We start from the raw sequence: 18,377 nt of genomic DNA on the forward strand, positions 1-18,377 counted from the left end.
CTCACTCCTTAATATCTTCAAGAAAAGAATTATCAATCGTACCGATCCGGTTGATCGTTACACTAGACTCGTAATGAACAGGGAGTGTTCTGAGATAGTCTTCTCCCTTCCCTTCCTTCAGCCTCTCCCATGCCTTCGGACTCTTACGGTATATCGACTGGCCGAAGCCGAAGATATCCACATTGAACTGCTTGCTGATTCCCTCTACAGCTTTTTCCATCCGCTTTACAATCCGATCTTCCGTCTTCTCTTCAAGCAATCTGATCTTGGCCTCCGTATCCAGCTTATCCGCGCCTTCAACCTCCTGCACATTGCATAGTGTTTCCGCGCTCAAATATATATGCGGCTCGCCGTCTATGATCTTCACCTTCCGGCTGGTAGTGGAGGTAAGCGCCTCTATAATGATTAGGCTTCCGGCTTCGTCTTTGAAGTGCCCCGTATTTTTGGTGACATTATCAGTCACATAATTGAAGCCAACCGTATAGTCATCATCTATCCAGCCAAGCAGCTTATCCTTTCGGAATACGGCCACACTCTCATAGCGAAGTTTCGTTCTGGGGTCTGTCTGTTCCACGTTGCTTTTCTCACTGCCTGCCTCGGGATCACCCTCCACCTCCACTCCGGTTAACACCGGACTCTCCCCCTGGAGGATCAGGTCCTCGATGAATTGATCCAGCGTGACAGCAACAGTCTTGGAGGAAATTTTGTAGGACTTATCCAGGGAACTGAATAATTTAGTGGCCGGCAGCCGGTCCAGCGGGGTAAGCACCTTCAGCACATTCTCGGCAGTTGTCTTCCGTGCAACCATCACATAGAAGTCCATGCGCGGCTCCCGGCTTCTTTTGATCACATCCAGCGTCTCGCCCACCCCTTCCCGTGCCAGCTCTTCTCCGATCACCAGCACCCGGATATGGCCCAGATACGGGGAGCGGGAGCTGACCAGATTGAACTTGCGGAGGGATTCATAGACCGTTGGCACTGTGAAATTATAGACAACCACGGGAACCCCGCTTCCCCCTGTTCCTCCCGCATTCTGTGAAGAGATCGAGGAGGGGATGACCACCTGCATCGTTACGTTGTAGCCGTTCTCCGCTTTATCGAGGCCCAGCGCCAGCACAAAAGCCAGTTCATTCAGCTCCTTCCTCTCCCAGCACCCGCTAAGCAGCAGGGAAATCAGCAGGAGGGGAAGGCAAGCAGCAACGGCTCTCTTTATTCGGCTTGTCATATCAGGAACCTCCGCGTTTGGATCTGTTCTGGCGGTGCAGATTCTGTGTTCTATTCTCTTGCGGTCTTGTTCTGAGGAACGGCCAGGGGAACCTGAAGATAGAATCCTTAAGGTCTGCCGGCCGGAAAGGCCCCAGCGGACTCATATAAGGAACGCCGAAGGAGCGCAGGCTGACGAGATGCAGCACCACTATGAATACTCCGCACAATATTCCGTACAGCCCCATAAACCCGGCCAGTGCAATCAGGAAAAACCGGATAATTCGTGCGGCGATGGACATCCCGGCTTCAGGAATCACAAAGCTTGAGATCGCTGTAATGGATACAATGATAACCATCGCCGAGGAGATGAACCCCGCCGCAACCGCCGCCTGCCCAATGACCAGCGTTCCGACGATGGATACAGCCTGACCCACGTTCTTAGGAATCCGCACGCCTGCTTCCCGCAGAATCTCATAGGTCAACTCCATCATCAGCGCTTCGACAAAAGTCGGAAATGGCACCGTCTCCCGCTGGGCCGCCAGACTGATCACCAGATTGGTCGGAATCATCTCCTGATGATAGGTTGTGATAGCCACATAGAATGCAGGGGCAAACAAGGTGATAAAAAAAGCCAGAAACCGGATGAACCGCAGCAGGGTAGAGATATCCGCCCGCTGGTAATAATCCTCCGCCGACTGAAAGAAGGAGACAAATACGGTCGGGGCCAGCAGCACAAAAGGGGTCCCGTCAACCAGGATAGCCACCTTCCCTTCCAGGATGCCCGCCGCGATGGTATCCGGCCGGTCACTGTTATAGATCGTGGGGAAGGGTGTCGCCACCTTGTCCTGAATAAATTCCTCGATATAGCCGCTCTCCAGAATGCTGTCCGTATCAATGCTGTTCAGGCGCCGCTTCACTTCCTGCACCAGCTCTTTATTCGCAATGTGGCTGAGATACATAATTGAGACACTGGTCTGGGTGACGCGGCCGATCTGCATCGTTTCCAGCCACAGCTGGCTGTCTTTGATTTTGCGGCGGATTAGCGCGGTGTTGGTCCGCAGATTCTCGCTGAACCCCTCCATAGGTCCGCGGACCACAGACTGCGAGCTGGGTTCGCTTACCCCGCGGTCTTCCCAGCCGGGCAGCCCGATCCGGAGCGCTGAGTCCGTCCCCTCCACCATCAGCATCACATTGCCGGATAACAGGTCGTGTACGAACTCGGCGTAATCCTGAACCACGGTAAGATCGCCGGCCATTAGCACACGGGTGGTCAAGACTTCGATTTTCTTATCCGGGTCCTGTTCTTCCAGAAGAGCCGAGGTCCGTCCCTCCTGAAGCGAATACAGAATCGAATTATGCAGCAGCTGATTATCTATCAGGCCATCAATATAAAAAATAGCCAGCTCCGTATGCTCTCCCAGCTTCAGCTGTTTTCTCACCAGGTCAGTGCTCTCGCCCAGCAGCTTGTACAGCTGTTCATGATTGACCTCCAGCCTGCTGGATAACTTCCCCTCCACCGTACCCTTCATCCGGGTCACCTCTCCTTCCCGTGAACATTCTATTCCGGTTAGTTTGGTAGCATTGCTTGATAATTATTCCTCAAATTCAGACCCGTACTTGATTCACATAATTCTGGAAGGGGATGCCATACTAAGAGGGTTCCGGGTTCATAGGCCCTGGAGGTCACATGTAAAGGGGGGATAGAGATGAGTATTGAAAAAGAGCGGATCAGCACAGCGCAGTTGGTAATCCTCGGTCTTTTCACTTTTATCGGGGATATGGCCCTGGTCTATCCGGCAGCCATGACTTCCGAAGCCCATCAGGATGCCTGGATCGCCGCCCTGATCAGTATTCCGCCGGGGATTGCACTAGTCTTCCTGTTTGTTGTAGTAGCAAATATCAGTCCGGACCAAAATATTATTGAGATCAGCCAGCAGGTGCTGGGGAAATGGATAGGCAGCGCGGTAGGCGGGTATTATCTGTTCTTCTTCATCATCGCGGCCTCTACGTATATCAGGGAAATTGAGGATTTCATGTGTACCCAGATCTACGAGGGAACTCCCGGCGGAGTAATCCGGTTCATGAGCATTGTTCTGCTGGTGTATGGTCTGCGTCTGGGGCTTGAGACGGTCGGCCGGGCAGCGCAGGTGTTCTTTCCGCTGTTTGCCTTATTCCTGGTGGCCCTGATGGTGCTCTTATTTCCGCAGGTCCAGTTGGACCGTGTCTATCCCATGATGACTACACCCCTACCGGATATGCTGCATACGATCATGATCGGCGTATTCTATCCCTTCGGAGAGATCTGCGTCTTCTTCATGGTCTATCCTTACACCCGCAAGAACAGTAAGATTAACCGTGATATCTTCATTGCGCTCTGCCTGGGTGCAGCAGGTCTGAACCTGATTCTGTTTCTCTCGCTGACCGTTCTCGGCGTCTATTTCTCCGAGCATAATTTCTATGCCGCCTATGTCCTGGCCCAAAAAATCAATATCGCCAACTTCTTGCAGCGGCTCGAAGCGCTTATGGCTACCGCCTGGATTATCACGACCTATTTCAAAACAGCACTCTACTTCTATGCCTTTGTACTCGGAACCGCGCAAATATTCAAGCTGAAAAGCCACCGCCCTCTAATCTTCCCTGTCGCGTTCCTGATCTACGGACTCTCACAGCTCATCTCCAAGGACATCATCTTCTATGTCAAAGAAATCCCCCCATTCTGGGTGGACTGGAATCTAACTCTTTCGCTCGGACTTCCCCTGCTTATTCTCGTAGTATACAAAGTGAGGCAGCGCGCCGCTGCCTCCCAAGCTAATCCATAGAGTGAAGCTCCTGTTTTATTGTAGCGCCCTGGTGGGGTCAACGTTATAATAGAAACCATGAAATGTCTTTATTTTGTCATGACAGGAGCGTAAACCAAGGATGAAACAGCTGTTCGAACCTGTCCTGTTTGCGGGCAGGCAAACTCTGATCTGGGACTATCAACTCTATACTGATGATCATTATAAAGGGTATTACCATTGGCACCAGTGCTGTGAGATTATGTTCGTGCACCGCGGACAAGGCAGTATTGTGGTTAACCAGCAGATGTATGATATCCGTCCGGGCATGCTGTTCTTTTTCCAGCCGTATCAGCTGCACCGGATCTCCTCGGACGTCTCACCCGAATGCCCGTTCATACGGACGATCTTCTATCTTGATCCCTTGACAGCAGAACAACTGCTGCAGGGCTTCGCCAAACGTAAGGCGGTATTCACTGCGTTATGGCAAGGCAACAATCCCTATTGCGGCTTCGATCTTGGTGACCGCCTGGAGACTATGGAATGGATCTATGGGAATTACAATCAGTGCCGGAGCAAATCAGCCGGGGAAGATGCCGAGGATATCACGATGCTGCTTCTGCAGTTGTTAAGCTGTCTTGGAACAGGGGAGCGGTCACTGATTCATACCGGGGAACGGCGGAATCTCCGCTATTCGGAGCAGATCATGAACTGGATTGAAGCCCATTACCAGGAGGAGGTTACTCTGGATCAGCTGGCAGCCGAGACCCATCTGTCAAAATCTTACGTGTCGCGGATTTTCCATCAGGAAACCGGCGGTCGGCTCGTAGATTATCTTACAGCCCGGCGGCTGAAGCAGGCCTGCCGTCTGCTCGAAACGACGGACCTGACGGTAGAGCGAATCGGCAGGACTGTCGGATTTCCGAATTCTTCCTATTTCAACCAGCTGTTCAAACGGGTGCTTGGCCTTTCTCCGCTGCAATACCGCAAAGGAAGCTGAGAGGCACTTGCGAGGAATAGGACAATATAACAACATTTCGTGATATCAAATGACAACTTCCTGTTCGTCAGAGGCGTTATACTGGGGCCATAATCTAATTCATGTGGAGGCATCAGCGATGACTACAGCTTATTGGCAGGAAGTAATGAACCGTCTGGAACCGAAAGTGAACGGCATGATCCAGCAGCTCGGGACACGGAGTCCTCATGCTGCGGGAGCAGACGGCAGATTCGATAATCCCGGGACTGACTGGTGGACCTCCGGCTTCTGGCCGGGAATACTCTGGGTCATGTATGATATGACTGGCAAGGAAGCTTATAAGGATACAGCCTGGCCCTGGGACGACACGATTGGACAGTGGTTCGCGAAGCCGACCGAAGAGCTGCATCACGATGTCGGCTTTCAGTTCCTGGCTACTGCGGTGATCAAGCATACGCTTACAGGTGATGCGGAGGGCTTGCGCCGGGGACTTGAAGCGGCTAACTACCTGGCTGCACGTTATAATCCTGCGGGCCGGTTCATCCGCGCCTGGAACGGGGACAAGCACGGCTGGGTGATCATCGACTGTATGATGAACATCTCACTGCTGTTCTGGGCCAGCCGGATCACCGGCGATCCGCGCTACCGTCATATTGCTACCCGCCATGCTGAGACAGCGATGACCTATGGTGTGCGCGAGGACGGGTCCACCAGGCATATTCTGTCCTTCGATGCAGAATCCGGCGCTTATCTGGAGAACTTCGGCGGACAGGGATATTCCCCTGAATCCTGCTGGAGCCGGGGGGCGGCCTGGGGCCTTTACGGCTTCATTAACACATACCGCAATACCGGGGACGAACGTTTCCTGAATACTGCGAAGCGGATTGCCCATTATTTCATCGCGGCTCTCCCGGAGGATCACGTGCCGCACTGGGACTTCCGGCTTGGAGCTGACAAACGCATGTTCAGAGACAGCTCTGCCGCAGCGATCGCGGCATCAGGCCTGCTGGAGCTGGCGGACATGGTACCTCTTGGCGAGAAACGTGTGTATGCGGATGCCGCAGAGCGCATACTGCGTTCACTTACAGAGAATTATGCCACCTGGGACCAGCCAGACCACGAAGCCATTCTGCTGCATGGAGCCGCCAGCGGCGATTCGCTCACAGATGTGTCGCTGATCTACGGCGACTACTACTATGTTGAAGCTGTAGCGAAGCTGAACGGCTGGAAGCACCGGGTGTTCTAGTCTGGCTGGCAGCAGGCACAGACAGCTTGCATGGACGCGCGAGCCAAATGTAATCGGAAAACCGATCACATTTGGCGTTGCGCAAGCATGTGGGGCCAATGTAATCGGAAAACCGATCATACTCGGCGCTGTATGAGCGCGTTTGCACAGTTGTTTTAATCACATAAATAAATTTCGATTCTTTCTTTCCCTCTCCCGATATTGTTACGCTTTAACTTCATTTCTCCAACTTCACCTGTTTTCTTCAAGTGAGTTCCACCACAGGGAACCTTTGAGAAGCCTTTAACTTCCCAATATCTTCTTCCATTTCCTTCATCGCTGAAGGCACTAATAATATCTAGGTTTGCCTCAATGATCTCAAGGAATTCTTTCTCGATCAAAGAAAATGATTTTGAAATATTCTCGTGCCATGCAAAATCGATTCGGGCTTTATCCTGAGAGATATGAGCGCCTATTTTCTCAATACCTGTCAACTGTTTATAAGCTAATTCTAATACAACCTCCGCAGCAAAATGTAGTCTCATAAGTCTGTAACGACGATCCCAATCTACGGTCATAGATACTATATCACCAACCTTTAAGTCATGCCCTTCTTCAATGGTATAAATGATATCATGACCCTCTTTTTTGGCTTGATGTACAGAATACCCGTGAATCCATCCTGTATCACTCTCTTGTCCTCCAGAGAAAGCATACAGTATGGTTCTTTCCACTGTAATTTCATTGCCATTAACACTGGATATACGAGTATCTAATTTTGTTAAATATGGGTTAGTCCAAAATACTTTTTCAACCATATCAGCACCTCTATTTTTGTTTATTATATTATACAAAAATAACAATATAATAAAAAACAGCGAATCCCGCCATGGGAGATTCGCTGTGTAAGTCAACACCGCCGGACATCCGGCTTCAACTACCTACCCACGCTGCTCCTCCAGCCACAGAATGGCCGTTACCCCGCGCGGGTAATATTTGCTTCCGGTGATCTCGCCGGAGATAATCTGGTCGCTCCAGCTCCAGATGGAGAGCTCAGGATGCGTAAGCCAGGCCGTATGGGCCTGGTCTGCTGCGCGTCCCTTCTCATCCCATTTCAAGCCGAGAATTTCTCTGGCGATGAACTGGGAGAGATAGATTTTGCTCAGCCAGCTGTTATTGCTGGTGGAGGAGATTTTCCAGCCGCCGTCCTCGAACAGGCAGACTCCCTCTACAAGCACAGCCTTCAGATGAGTGTCCAGTGCCTCGAGATATTCGCCGAACCGTCCTCCGCGCTCCAAGGCTTCCTTGCAGCCAGTGAAGTAAGGGAATACCAGGCCTTCGATGGCCGGAATAATCTTTGAATCATTGCCTTCGCCGATGACCGCCGGAATGTAGCCGCCTTCGGTCACACTCGCCACGATGGTAGCCGCACAGAGGTCAGCTTGCCGGCCGGCAGTCTGGGACAGCTCCGTATTGCCATTGTCGCGGAAAATACGCTCCATAGCCAGATAAGCAGCCCAGCATTTTCCCGCCAGATAAATATTGTTGCGCGCCTGGCCCAGGGAGACATCCAGACTGTCATAGGTCGTAATCTCTGCACCGCCCATAGTCCGTGAGCTGTCGAGGGCCATCACACCATTGCGCTTCGCCGGGTCCGGATGATCCCGGTTCAGCATACTTTGCAGGCAGCTCTCCAGTACCGTCAGATTGCGCTCCATCCAGCTGCGGTCGCCCGTGTGCTCCACATAGGTTGCCGCTGTGAGAATCCAGTTGACCAATTGCTCGTGGGTCATATGCGAGAAGCAGCCGTCAATGCCGTACAGCTCATAGGAGGAATACCCCGGACGCGACACGGCGTTGGCTACTCCCATATCATGCGTGAAGCTAAGCCCGCCCGGATACTCGGTGCTATCTCCCGGGAAACGGACGGTGTCCACATAACTGAACCGGTCCACGAACATATCGAGCTCATTGCGTACGGTCCACGGGTTCATTTTCAGCTCGTAGAACAGCTGGTCTACCGTAAGATCGAACGTGTTCATCATCCGGTATTCGCCTTCGTTGACGACCCAGAACGGCTGGCCTTTGTACTCCAGCAGTTCGGTGGAGCCGTAATAGCTGCGGATAGCGTGAGCGAGCATGAAGGTCTGGTCGTCACTGAGGCCCGTTCCCTCCAGCATCCCGTTCGCCTCTTCGGCCTGCTTTTTCAGCGTGTCGAACTGGGATAACGCGTATTCTGCAACAGCTTCCACGTTACTGTAATAGCGGTTATAGTAGTAGCTCGCATCCATTCCTGAAGTCACATAACCGGAGCGGTGGAAGCAAACGGCGAACTGGTACACCTTGCGTTCACCGGCAGGCACATCCATAATAAGCGCGCCAACCTGACCCAGTCCGAACGTCCAGTTCTCCTCCAGCTCTGCTGCAAGAATATCCTCCATCGTAAAATGCATTGCCGCCTTAACGCTTCCCTGCTTCGCGGCGATTGCCAGGAACCGGCCCTGTCCTACACCAGTCAGCTCCTCTTGGCCGCCATCGAATCTTCTCAGGGCATTATACGGATCATTCCCCTGGAAGCCGAAGAAGGCACGGCGCGCAGAGCTGCCCGCAGTATTATCGACTTCAAGCTCTACCAGCACGGCTGGCAGCAGCACTTCCTTCAACTCTGCGTCCGAGGCCGTCTCCGGGTCCGGAACGGGCCAGACTGGTGACAGAATGCGGAAGGTCAGATCGCCGGCCTGCCAGCTGTCCGTTGTAAGCCGGAAATCGCGCGTAATTTCATCTTCCCCGAAGTGAAACAGAGTCTGCGGCTTGTCCGGACTCGGGTCCGGGTTCTCGATGTCGTAGCGTTTGCTCTCATCGTCACTACCCTGCTCATGGAAGGGCAAGGTATCATAACCTCGGCCATCCTTGCGCGCAAGGCCGATATATATGTTCTGTCTCGGCGGCCTGCCGAGTTCAAGGTCAAAGCCGCCGGACGCTCCTTGAAATCCGAGGGTGAAGCTTGAGAATGATCCAATCGGTGAATGATGGGCATTGAAGAATTTGTTCGTTGGCATACAGTATATACACTCCCTCCAGCTTTGTCCCGGCAGTGCCGGGCTCTAGCTCTATGTTAGCGCTACCCTCCCCTCAGGCAACAGGCGCAAAGCCGCCAATTATTTGGACAAATCAATCGGACGCAGCGGCCTATGCTATAATAGATCCATCTTTTAACAAAGAAGAGGTTGAACATGAACGTATTAGATCCCGGCACACAGCACTCCATGGATGGACGCATGTCCCCGGATGTTCAGGCTGCCTTCCATCTCTTTGCCGCCCACTGGCGCAAGGTGAACAAGGAGTGGCAATATCCGGCACACACTCACCCGATGTTCGAGATCAACGTCGTTCTGCAGGGCTCGCAGCGCATGGCCGTAGGCGGACAATCCTACATCCAGGAGAGCGGCGACATTCTGTTCATCCGCCCTGGTGTGCAGCACTCCAGTCTGGGCGCAGCCGCAGGTGACGAGATGTCTTATTACTGCCTGCACTTTGACATTGACGATCTGGTTCTGCGCCGCTCCTTAATGACGATGGATACCGTCAGTCTGAGCGGGGACACCCCGGAGCTGAAGGCAATCCGTTCCTCCCTGGATGACATCATCCGCTCGACCATTCTCCCGGAGGCCAGTGATGCACAGCGCGGGCGGCTTGTGATGCTGAACGCTTCGCTCCAGTTCTTCGCCGCCCTTACCGGCTGGGTGCTGGCTGCCCTGCCTTCCCCTGCCCGGAGCACCCTGCCGGGAGTGACGGAGAAGACCGTCGCCCTGGCGAATGCCATTGAAGGGCTGCTGCAGGAATCCGTCTTCACGGCTGCGGCATCCGGCAGCAGAGCCGGAAGCATCGAGGAGATCGCGGCCAGGCTCGGCTACAGCCCCAACCACTGTAACCGCGCCTTCCGGCAGATTTACGGGCTGCCGCCCCGGCAGTATCTCTCCGATCTCATTATCCGCCATGCCAAGCTGCTGCTGCTGGATAACAGTCTGTCTGTAGAGAGCATCGCCTACCGGTTGGGCTACCGCGATGTCTCCCATTTCAGCAAGCAGTTCAAGCGGTGGACCGGTCTGCCTCCCATGGGCTACCGCCAGCTTACGGAGGAGCCGGGCAAGACGGACGACGGAGCGCCAATCCCCCGCTTACAGGGAGGTACACAATGAAGATATACCATTTCAAACCAGAATCCGGTGAGGGGTCGCGTCATTTGTAAGATCACCAAGAACGGGCATGGTGGGTACATCAAGCACGAAGCAGCGCATCACCGAATCAGCCGCGTGAAGCCGGGAACTCCAGCCGGACTCGTGGTACCATACAACCAGAAATGACCTGCTATGCGGGTGGATTTTTTGTTAAATGTCTTATATCACATTTGTAAAAGCAGGTGAACGTTATGATCTATCTCATTAAATTCGTATACAGCTTTGTCTTGCCTCCAGGGATATTTGTCCTGCTGCTGCTGGGCATGGTGGTCTGGCTGTGGAGAAGCAGCCGCCGTCCCGCGATCGTGCTGCTGGCGGTCACGCTCCTGCTCTATCTGTCGATGACCTCTGCGGTCAGCGACATGCTGATCGGGAGCCTGGAGCGGAAGTACCCTCAGCCTGCTGCTGCAGAGGGGGATGTGATCGTAATCCTGGGCGGCGGGGCCACCTCCGGCACCCCGGATCTGGACGGGCAGGGCAATATGTCCGGTCCGGCGGCGAACCGGCTGCTGGCGGCCGCGCGGCTGTACCGCGAGACCGGCCTGCCGATCATTTTCTCCGGGGGACAGGTATTCGCCGACAGCGGCAATGAAGCGGATATCGCCCGGCGGCAGCTCATCGGCCTCGGCATTCCCGCAGAGGACATCCTGCCGGAGAGCCGCTCGCTCAACACGGAGCAGAATGCGGTCAACACCGCGAAGCTCATGCAGGAGCATGGCTTAAGCCGTCCCGTTCTGGTAACCTCCGGCTTCCATATGCCGCGCAGCATGGTCCAGTTCGAGCATGCCGGACTTAAGCCGCAGGCTTTTCCGGTAGATTTCCAAGCCAGCCGTCCCATGTCACTCTATGTAAGCAAATTCACTCCGTCCGCCGGAGCCGTCTCCACAACCGGGCTGGCGCTGAAGGAGTATCTGGGGTTAATAGCCGCGAAGCTGCTGCCTTAGCCCATGCAGCTGACTGCACGCGGCCGCACGCCCATCAAAGAAAGCGAGGTTCCCTTAACCGATGAACCCGTATGATGAAGAGAAGTTAACCGGCGGTAATGTAAATGAGATCATCCGCCAGGCTGACACCGTCCGCCGTCCTACAGGGAGCTGGAGCCCAAGTATTCATGGACTGCTTCAGCATTTGGAGCAGCAGAATTTCGCAGGAGCGCCCAAGTTCAGGGGCACGGATGATGCAGGGCGCGAGTTTCTATCCTTTCTTCCCGGCGAGGTTCCGGGCAACGCTTATCCTGAGCTGGAGCCGTACATGTGGTCTGAAGAGACCCTTACGGGCCTGGCCCGCCTGTTACGCAGCTATCATGATGCCACGGTAGGCTTCGTACCGAATAGTATACATACGGAGTGGCAGCTCCCCTATGCCGATCCTGAGGCACATGAAGTGATCTGCCATAATGATGCGGCGCTGTATAACGTGGTGTTTCAGCATGGTGTGCCCGTGGCGCTGATTGATTTTGACATGGCTGGTCCAGGCCCGCGCCTGTGGGACATTGCCTATACCCTCTACACCTCAGTTCCGCTCGCCGGTTTTGCTCCTGATTATCTGACAGGTTCCACGGTACCTTATCAGGCAGACCTCCATGCAGCAGACAGGCAGCGGCGGATTAAGCTGTTTTTTGAAGCCTATGGACTGCCTGTCCCAGAAGATCTGCATGACTGGTTGACCAGGCGGCTCACAGCTATGTGCGATACACTGAAGAAGGAGGCCGAGGCGAACAATCCTGCTTTTGTCAAAATGGTGGAAGAAGGCCACCTGGCCCACTATGAACGCGAGATTCAATTCATAGCGGATCATTATAGTGAATGGACTAATGCTCCTCGTTTTGAAAAGCGCAAAAAGTAAAAAAGCAGCACTTCTCTCATTATTGGAGAATTGCTGCTTTTATTTTTGCTTGTTTTGCATCCCGCTTAATCTACTCTTTAATCAACTCCGTAAAAACCGCAGACACCGCTTCAGCCAGCAGCTTCGGCTCAAGCTCCATCTGAACGCCGATCCGGCCTGCGCTGACCGCGATTGTCTCAAGCTCCGCCGCACTGCTGTGAATGAACGTAGGATACAGCTTCTTCATGCCGACTGGGGAACAGCCCCCGCGCACATAACCAGTATGCTTCAGCAGCTCCTTCAGCGGCAGCAGCTCAATCTTCTTCACTCCGGCAGCTCTGGCGGCTCTCTTCAGATCCAGCTCCTCAGCAACCGGGATCACATAGACATACGGCTGCGGTCCGTTGTGTGCGACCAGTGTCTTGAATACCACTTCAGAAGGCAGACCAATCTTCTCAGCAACCGCTGTTCCGTGAATGAGCCCGTCCTCATTGTCGTAGCTATGAATGGTGTAGCTTATCTTCCTTGCATCCAGTATGCGCATGGCATTCGTTTTGTTCATCTGCCACTCCCCTAATCCCGGGGGTAATTGATTTGCATAATGTCCATGAACGGCACCTTGATAATCTCTTCGTTATTTCTGACATGCACCCTGCCGGTACGCGAATCCATTTCTACAATCACTCCGCGCACCTCTTCTTCCTTCCCCCAGACTGTCAGCAGAATCTCGGAATCCTCCTGCTTCGCCTCTACCAGCTGGTTGCCCAGCTCCTCAAGCACGAATTCGTCGCGGGTTGGACGTTTTGCCACTTTTGCCTTCGCCACAATTTGCCTCCAGTAAGCCATTACAGAATATAGGATAATGCCCGGTGTAAATGCTCCTGTCTATTATACCATGAGAGGAAGCCTGATTTTACACAAATCACGATTATTATTCAGTCAGTATGCAAAAGCGCAGCCCCCGCTATTCCGGGGTGGGTCATTTCATACGGGTCCAGAATCAGACTCAGTTCCTCTTCGCTCAGCACATTGTATTTCAGACACAAGGCCCGCACCGATTCACCGGTCAGAATAGCTTCTCTGGCAATCCGCGAGACGACCTCATATCCCAGATGCGGGTTCACGGCGGTAATGATGCCGACGCTTCTCTCCACCTCACGCGCAAGCTTCTCCTTATTGGCTTCAATCCCTGCCAGACAATAGTCGGTGAACACCCGGAAGGAATTGTTCATGATGCTGATCGACTGAATCAGATTGAATACCATCACCGGCTCCATGACGTTCAGCTCCAGTTGACCGGCCTGAGCGGCGAGACAGATCGTATGATCATTGCCAATCACCTGAAAAGCCACCTGGTTAATCACCTCGGCCATCACCGGATTCACCTTGCCGGGCATGATGGACGATCCCGGCTGGCGGGCCGGCAGCGTAATTTCATTGAAGCCGGAGCGCGGGCCGGAGGCCATCAGCCGCAGATCGTTGGCGATTTTGGACATATTCATCATGCAGACCTTCAGCGAGGCCGAGACTTCGGTATAGGCATCCGTATTCTGCGTAGCATCGACCAGATGCTCAGCACCCACCAGCGGTAGACCGCTGATCTCAGCCAGCAGCTCGACGACCCGCTTGATGTAGCGGGGATCGGCGTTCAGTCCGGTACCCACGGCGGTCGCGCCCATGTTCACCTCATAGAGATGACCCCGCGTATGCTCGATCCGCTGAATGTCACGCTCCAGCACCCGGCTGTACGCCTCGAATTCCTGTCCCAGACGGATCGGTACCGCATCCTGCAGGTGGGTCCGCCCCATTTTAATGACGGAATCGAATTCAGCCGCCTTCTGCAAAAACACACCGTGCATCGTCCGCATCGTGATCAGCAGCTGCTCCAGCAGAGATAACGTGGCAATATGGATCGCCGTCGGAAAAGCATCGTTCGTCGATTGCGCCATATTCACGTGAGTGTTCGGACTGAGCTGCAGGTAATCCCCCTTGGCCTTGCCCAGCAGCTCCAGCGCACGGTTCGCAATCACTTCATTAGCATTCATATTCAGCGAGGTGCCCGCGCCGCCTTGAATCGGATCAACGATGAACTGCTCATCCCAGTTCCCCGCGATCACCTCATCTGCCGCTTGGACGATGACCTCACCCAGCCCCTTATAAAGGCGGCCGATTTCCATGTTGGCGAGCGCAGCGGATTTTTTGACAATTCCCATCGCCTTGATTAATTCATGATGCACACGGTAGCCGGTAATCGGGAAATTCTCCACCGCCCGGAGGGTCTGTATCCCGTAATAGGCCTGATGCTCCACCTGCTTGCTGCCCAAAAAATCCTTCTCCAGCCGATATTCCGTCTCTGTCATCCTGCTCTCCCCCATGTCTTCAGTAGTAGATCGTCTGCTGCAAATTAGTCAACTTATTCTCTCCTTGCAGCTCCAAAGATATTACCTTCATTGCTGCGCCATGCTTAAGGTCTATGCGGGTAGCGCAAAAAAACCCGGCAGCCATTGCTGACCCCCGGGCTCTATGTCATTGTAGCTTAAAATTTAAGATAGTTCCAATCCGAAAAAATCATCATATCCACCGGAAGCGAACCGTCCCGTTTAGACCTTATAATGTTCAAATGATACCGGTTTTCCGTTAATCAGCGCTTCTATTCCCGTATGCTTATGGTCTATGCTGAGCTGTAGGCGCTCCTTCCCGCTCCAGACCGTATACGCTGCCGACAGGATCTCTCCCTCCGTAAATTCCGGTGCCCGCTGTATAGCGGCTGAGGCAAATTCCTCAAGACTGCGTATTCCCAGCTCCGCCGCCTGATCTGCGCTAAACGCTTCGACCACGACGCCTCCTGGCATGTTTTTGGACGTTACCTCCAGATAGGATGGCCGCTCCAGCAGATCATATTCATGTGATACATAGACGGAAAAATACACATTGCCCGCATACCCAAGCAGCGCCTTGGGCTGCCTGATCCATTCGCCTAACGGAAGCACCCCGACGATGGCCTTATCCTCTCCTTCGGGCACCGGGAACAGCGACAGGATCGTATTCCGATGATATAGCACCTCCATATAAGGACTCTGGTGCCGGGGATCGCCCGGCTGATAGCCTTGACCCTGATGGAAAAAATAAAGCCGGTTCACGCCCCCCGCCGCCGGAACCGGCAGCGAGAAGGCCCAGCGCAGCTGCTCATTGTCGAATTCCTCCACCCGCTCCCACATCCCGCCTGCCGCGTAATCCTTGCAGATATAGGCGTAGGAATGCAGCGCCGGCTGGCGCTCAGGGGAACCGGCAACTACCTTCTCGGTCTTCTTGCAGACCTCTACGGGTAATTGGCGGTTCAGAGCAGCGGAGCGCACCTCTTCGGGCGCTTCATAAAAGAGGAATCCTGCATATTCAGTACGGGGCATCTCCGCAGGCAGAGCGAAATCCCCGAACTGCACATAGTCGTGCAGCACATTGCCGTCTGCCGGAACATCATGCGGCCAGCCCCGGGAATGCGCGCCCGCCCAGGCTCCTTGAAGATACCACTGGCTACGCTCGGTCCACAGGAAGTCCAGCATCTCGCCAAGCGTCTCTCTGACGCTGCTGTCCGCTTCAAGCTCCCAGGCGCAGGTGAACGCCTGCACCCAGTGCCAGAACCACGGCAGGCTGCCATACTCCGGCATGCCCTTCGTACGGATATGCGCAAGCGTAATCTCCAGGCTGTGCCGCCCGTCTTCCCGCAGCTCTTCATCCTCAAACAGCTGGCCGAAGATCAGCTTGGCTGCCGTATATTTTGCTTCATGATGGCCGAAGGTCGCTACCTGCTTACGGAAGAATCCGCTGCGGTAGATATGCCCGATGGCCGTATGGAACGCCACACGCAGTCCTGCACTGAACTGGGCGGAATACTGCTTGCAGAACCAGACCATCAGGCTGCCCATGATCTCCACCGGCAGCTCATGCGGTGCTGCTTCTCTCGGAACAGGATTTAGCCCCAGCGGCCAGTGTCCGTACAGCTTCGTGCCAGGCTGACGGTTCTGCAGAAGAACGGTCTCCAGCAGGACGGCATCCGCCTTCCGCTGCGCTTCCTCCCGGCTGAACGGCAGCTCCAGGGTAACGTCCACAGCAGCGGCAAACAGATAAGAAGCATAATAGAAGTTATTGCGCACATCATCATGGAACCATAGCCCGCTGTCCAACAGCGGAAGGCCCTCTGCCTCCACTGCGGCTGCGTACATAATCTCCCGCTGGCGTATTTTATAAGAAGTCTCTTGCTGATGCTTAAGCTGGTCTGTCATATCGCTCACCCTCCACAGTGATAGTTCTGTCTTGTAACTTACAATACAATCCATTCTCTCCTGCTCTATTGTGCACGCTTTCAGTACATATGGCAATCATATCGCGGAACAAATAAACTAAAATAAACGTACTAAAAAAGATTATGCTTGATAAATGAACGTAAATGGATTAAATTGTACCTATACGAACGAAAATATGTTTTCTAAGGAGACTGAATATTCGATGGAAAGACGTTTTGCATCACATCCGAATGAAGTGAAGCAGTTTGACACTGAGCGCCTGCGTAAGGAGTTCCATATCCCGGTTATCTTTGCACCAGACGAGCTGAAGCTTGTCCTGACGCATGAAGACCGCATGATTGTTGGCGGAGCGAATCCGGTAAACGGCGAGGTGGCTCTGACTACGGATCTCAAGGAGCTTGGCGTAACTTACTTCCTGGAACGCCGTGAGCTGGGGGTCATCAATGTCGGCGGCCCAGGTTCGGTGGTTGTGGACGGTACTGAATATGAGGTTGATTTCAAGGAATGCCTGTATGTGGGCCAAGGCTCGAAGGATGTTATTTTCAAGAGTGCGGACAGCGCTAAGCCGGCAAAATTCTATCTGAATTCCGCTCCGGCTCACCAGTCCTACCCGACTACGAAGACTACGCTGGCTGAATCTGAATCCGGGGCCATGGGCGGTCTGGAGAATTCCAACGAACGGACGATTCACCGCTTCATCCACACGAATGGCGTGCAGAGCGCACAGCTTGTAATGGGGATGACTCAGCTGAAGCCGGGCAGCATGTGGAACACTATGCCATCGCACACGCATCCGCGCCGGATGGAAGCCTACTTCTATTTCGATCTGCCGGACGATTCCATCGTCTTCCACCTGATGGGCGAACCGACCGAGACCCGCCACATCGTAATGCACAATGAACAGGCCGTCATCTCGCCAAGCTGGTCCATTCACAGCGGTGTGGGTACGCATAACTATACCTTCATCTGGAGCATGGCCGGAGACAACAAGCGGTATGATGATATGGACCCCGTAGGGATGAAAGAATTACAATAGAAGCAAATCAACTACGGAAAGATGAGGCAGGCGGATGAACCCGATACGGCGGCACGAGATGATTATGGAAGTTATGCTGAACCAGAAGGATGTAACCGTGAACGAACTGAGCGACAAGCTTCAGGTCACCGGCAAAACGATCCGCGAGGACTTAAGCAAGCTGGAGGAACAAGGACTGATTATGCGCGTCCACGGCGGCGCCGTGCTGGCACAGAGCGATCAGTTCGGCATTCTGCCCCTGCGCAATCCGCTGGATAAATACGCCGAGGAGAAGACGGAGATTGCCCGGCGTGCGCTGGCGCATATCGCTCCGGATGACATCATTGCCCTGGACGGCGGAAGCACAACGCTTGAGATTGCCCGGCGGCTGGACAATATTCCCCTTACGGTCATTACCAATGATGTCTACATCATCAGCGAGCTGGTTCCCAGAGACAACATTCGTCTGGTCGTTCCCGGCGGTTACCGTGTCCGCAATATGCTGGCCGGTCCCGAAGCCGTGTCCTATGTACAGAAGCTTAATATTCAAAAAGCCTTTCTCTCAGCCACAGCCGTTCATATTGAACACGGCCTGTCCATCTATACCGGCGATCTTATAGATTTCAAACAGGCGTTAGTCTCCACAGCCCGCCAGGTGTTCGCCGCATGCGATCATCACAAGTTCGGTCAGACCGCGCTGCGTACCTTCGCTTCCCTGCAGGAGGTCGATGTGCTGCTGACAGACAGCGGGCTTGCCCCGGAGACTGCCGAGCTGTTCCGCAAGGCTGGCGTCAACATTGAATGCGGGTAAT

General features: G+C 53.8%; 16 protein-coding genes. 8 read left to right on the forward strand and 8 right to left on the reverse strand.

The genetic code is table 11. The annotated features are described in order from the left end of the window. Position 1: 1 nt before the first annotated feature. Complete coding sequence (locus NST43_RS16770) at positions 2-1,225, reverse strand: Ger(x)C family spore germination protein (RefSeq protein WP_339218206.1); 1,224 nt, start codon at positions 1,223-1,225, stop codon at positions 2-4. Position 1,226: 1 nt separating this feature from the next. Further along, entirely contained in the window at positions 1,227-2,735 is a 1,509-nt protein-coding gene (locus tag NST43_RS16775) for a spore germination protein (RefSeq protein ID WP_339218207.1), read from the reverse strand. Positions 2,736-2,912: 177 nt separating this feature from the next. On the opposite strand from NST43_RS16775, the gene NST43_RS16780 reads away from it, so the two are divergent. The 3 genes from NST43_RS16780 (at position 2,913) to NST43_RS16790 (ending at position 6,208) form a co-directional block, all read left to right on the forward strand. After that, positions 2,913-4,025, forward strand: a complete 1,113-nt coding sequence (locus tag NST43_RS16780; RefSeq protein ID WP_209989496.1) for an endospore germination permease — start codon at positions 2,913-2,915, stop codon at positions 4,023-4,025. 100 nt (positions 4,026-4,125) lie between these two features. Further along, positions 4,126-4,983, forward strand: a complete 858-nt coding sequence (locus NST43_RS16785; protein ID WP_339218209.1) for an AraC family transcriptional regulator — start codon at positions 4,126-4,128, stop codon at positions 4,981-4,983. A gap of 118 nt (positions 4,984-5,101) precedes the next feature. Then, positions 5,102-6,208, forward strand: coding sequence for a glycoside hydrolase family 88 protein (locus NST43_RS16790; protein ID WP_339218211.1), 1,107 nt, complete (start codon positions 5,102-5,104; stop codon positions 6,206-6,208). Positions 6,209-6,363: 155 nt separating this feature from the next. On the opposite strand, the gene NST43_RS16795 is transcribed toward NST43_RS16790, so the two are convergent. Both NST43_RS16795 and NST43_RS16800 read right to left on the reverse strand, forming a co-directional pair. Continuing rightward, the gene (locus NST43_RS16795) at positions 6,364-7,005 is read right to left on the reverse strand and encodes an alanyl-tRNA editing protein (protein ID WP_209989487.1); all 642 of its coding nucleotides are present in this window, start codon (positions 7,003-7,005) and stop codon (positions 6,364-6,366) included. 123 nt (positions 7,006-7,128) lie between these two features. Continuing rightward, positions 7,129-9,246, reverse strand: coding sequence for a glycoside hydrolase family 52 protein (locus NST43_RS16800; RefSeq protein WP_209989484.1), 2,118 nt, complete (start codon positions 9,244-9,246; stop codon positions 7,129-7,131). A gap of 174 nt (positions 9,247-9,420) precedes the next feature. On the opposite strand from NST43_RS16800, the gene NST43_RS16805 reads away from it, so the two are divergent. From NST43_RS16805 to NST43_RS16815, 3 genes are all read left to right on the forward strand, one after another. Then, entirely contained in the window at positions 9,421-10,386 is a 966-nt protein-coding gene (locus NST43_RS16805) for an AraC family transcriptional regulator (RefSeq protein WP_339218214.1), read from the forward strand. Positions 10,387-10,616: 230 nt separating this feature from the next. Beyond that, positions 10,617-11,369 (forward strand): YdcF family protein, encoded by a 753-nt coding sequence (locus NST43_RS16810; RefSeq protein ID WP_209989478.1) that lies wholly within the window; start codon positions 10,617-10,619, stop codon positions 11,367-11,369. A gap of 61 nt (positions 11,370-11,430) precedes the next feature. Next, positions 11,431-12,270, forward strand: coding sequence for an aminoglycoside phosphotransferase family protein (locus NST43_RS16815; protein WP_339218215.1), 840 nt, complete (start codon positions 11,431-11,433; stop codon positions 12,268-12,270). A 70-nt stretch (positions 12,271-12,340) separates the two neighbouring features. On the opposite strand, the gene ybaK is transcribed toward NST43_RS16815, so the two are convergent. The 4 genes from ybaK to NST43_RS16835 all read right to left on the reverse strand — a co-directional run bounded on the left by ybaK (position 12,341) and on the right by NST43_RS16835 (position 16,529). After that, a complete protein-coding gene (gene ybaK / locus NST43_RS16820) occupies positions 12,341-12,811 on the reverse strand; it encodes a Cys-tRNA(Pro) deacylase (RefSeq protein ID WP_209989472.1) in 471 nt (156 codons plus the stop codon). An 11-nt stretch (positions 12,812-12,822) separates the two neighbouring features. Further along, positions 12,823-13,095 (reverse strand): YolD-like family protein, encoded by a 273-nt coding sequence (locus tag NST43_RS16825; protein ID WP_209989470.1) that lies wholly within the window; start codon positions 13,093-13,095, stop codon positions 12,823-12,825. Positions 13,096-13,184: 89 nt separating this feature from the next. Then, positions 13,185-14,609 carry an aspartate ammonia-lyase gene (gene aspA, locus NST43_RS16830; protein ID WP_339218218.1) on the reverse strand — a complete coding sequence of 475 codons (1,425 nt, stop codon included), beginning with the start codon at positions 14,607-14,609 and terminating at the stop codon, positions 13,185-13,187. 240 nt (positions 14,610-14,849) lie between these two features. Continuing rightward, the gene (locus NST43_RS16835) at positions 14,850-16,529 is read right to left on the reverse strand and encodes a hypothetical protein (RefSeq protein WP_339218219.1); all 1,680 of its coding nucleotides are present in this window, start codon (positions 16,527-16,529) and stop codon (positions 14,850-14,852) included. A gap of 223 nt (positions 16,530-16,752) precedes the next feature. Here NST43_RS16835 and kduI point away from each other — a divergent pair, with 223 nt between their 5' ends. Together kduI and NST43_RS16845 are read left to right on the forward strand one after the other, a co-directional pair. Further along, positions 16,753-17,586 (forward strand): 5-dehydro-4-deoxy-D-glucuronate isomerase, encoded by an 834-nt coding sequence (kduI, locus tag NST43_RS16840; RefSeq protein ID WP_339218221.1) that lies wholly within the window; start codon positions 16,753-16,755, stop codon positions 17,584-17,586. A gap of 34 nt (positions 17,587-17,620) precedes the next feature. Then, positions 17,621-18,376, forward strand: a complete 756-nt coding sequence (locus NST43_RS16845; RefSeq protein ID WP_209989460.1) for a DeoR/GlpR family DNA-binding transcription regulator — start codon at positions 17,621-17,623, stop codon at positions 18,374-18,376. The last annotated feature ends 1 nt before the right edge of the window (position 18,377 follow it).

The sequence above is a fragment of the Paenibacillus sp. FSL H8-0332 genome, from assembly GCF_037963835.1.
Taxonomy (GTDB): Bacteria; Bacillota; Bacilli; order Paenibacillales; family Paenibacillaceae; genus Paenibacillus_AQ; species Paenibacillus_AQ rhizoplanae.

Bases quoted from the DNA above. Each gene is read 5' to 3' on its own strand.
- NST43_RS16770 (WP_339218206.1), bottom strand. From the start codon at position 1,225: ATGACAAGCCGAATAAAGAGAGCCGTTGCTGCTTGCCTTCCCCTCCTG.
- NST43_RS16775 (WP_339218207.1), bottom strand. From the start codon at position 2,735: ATGAAGGGTACGGTGGAGGGGAAGTTATCCAGCAGGCTGGAGGTCAAT.
- NST43_RS16780 (WP_209989496.1), top strand. From the start codon at position 2,913: ATGAGTATTGAAAAAGAGCGGATCAGCACAGCGCAGTTGGTAATCCTC.
- NST43_RS16785 (WP_339218209.1), top strand. From the start codon at position 4,126: ATGAAACAGCTGTTCGAACCTGTCCTGTTTGCGGGCAGGCAAACTCTG.
- NST43_RS16790 (WP_339218211.1), top strand. From the start codon at position 5,102: ATGACTACAGCTTATTGGCAGGAAGTAATGAACCGTCTGGAACCGAAA.
- NST43_RS16795 (WP_209989487.1), bottom strand. From the start codon at position 7,005: ATGGTTGAAAAAGTATTTTGGACTAACCCATATTTAACAAAATTAGAT.
- NST43_RS16800 (WP_209989484.1), bottom strand. From the start codon at position 9,246: ATGCCAACGAACAAATTCTTCAATGCCCATCATTCACCGATTGGATCA.
- NST43_RS16805 (WP_339218214.1), top strand. From the start codon at position 9,421: ATGAACGTATTAGATCCCGGCACACAGCACTCCATGGATGGACGCATG.
- NST43_RS16810 (WP_209989478.1), top strand. From the start codon at position 10,617: ATGATCTATCTCATTAAATTCGTATACAGCTTTGTCTTGCCTCCAGGG.
- NST43_RS16815 (WP_339218215.1), top strand. From the start codon at position 11,431: ATGAACCCGTATGATGAAGAGAAGTTAACCGGCGGTAATGTAAATGAG.
- ybaK (WP_209989472.1), bottom strand. From the start codon at position 12,811: ATGAACAAAACGAATGCCATGCGCATACTGGATGCAAGGAAGATAAGC.
- NST43_RS16825 (WP_209989470.1), bottom strand. From the start codon at position 13,095: ATGGCTTACTGGAGGCAAATTGTGGCGAAGGCAAAAGTGGCAAAACGT.
- aspA (WP_339218218.1), bottom strand. From the start codon at position 14,609: ATGACAGAGACGGAATATCGGCTGGAGAAGGATTTTTTGGGCAGCAAG.
- NST43_RS16835 (WP_339218219.1), bottom strand. From the start codon at position 16,529: ATGACAGACCAGCTTAAGCATCAGCAAGAGACTTCTTATAAAATACGC.
- kduI (WP_339218221.1), top strand. From the start codon at position 16,753: ATGGAAAGACGTTTTGCATCACATCCGAATGAAGTGAAGCAGTTTGAC.
- NST43_RS16845 (WP_209989460.1), top strand. From the start codon at position 17,621: ATGAACCCGATACGGCGGCACGAGATGATTATGGAAGTTATGCTGAAC.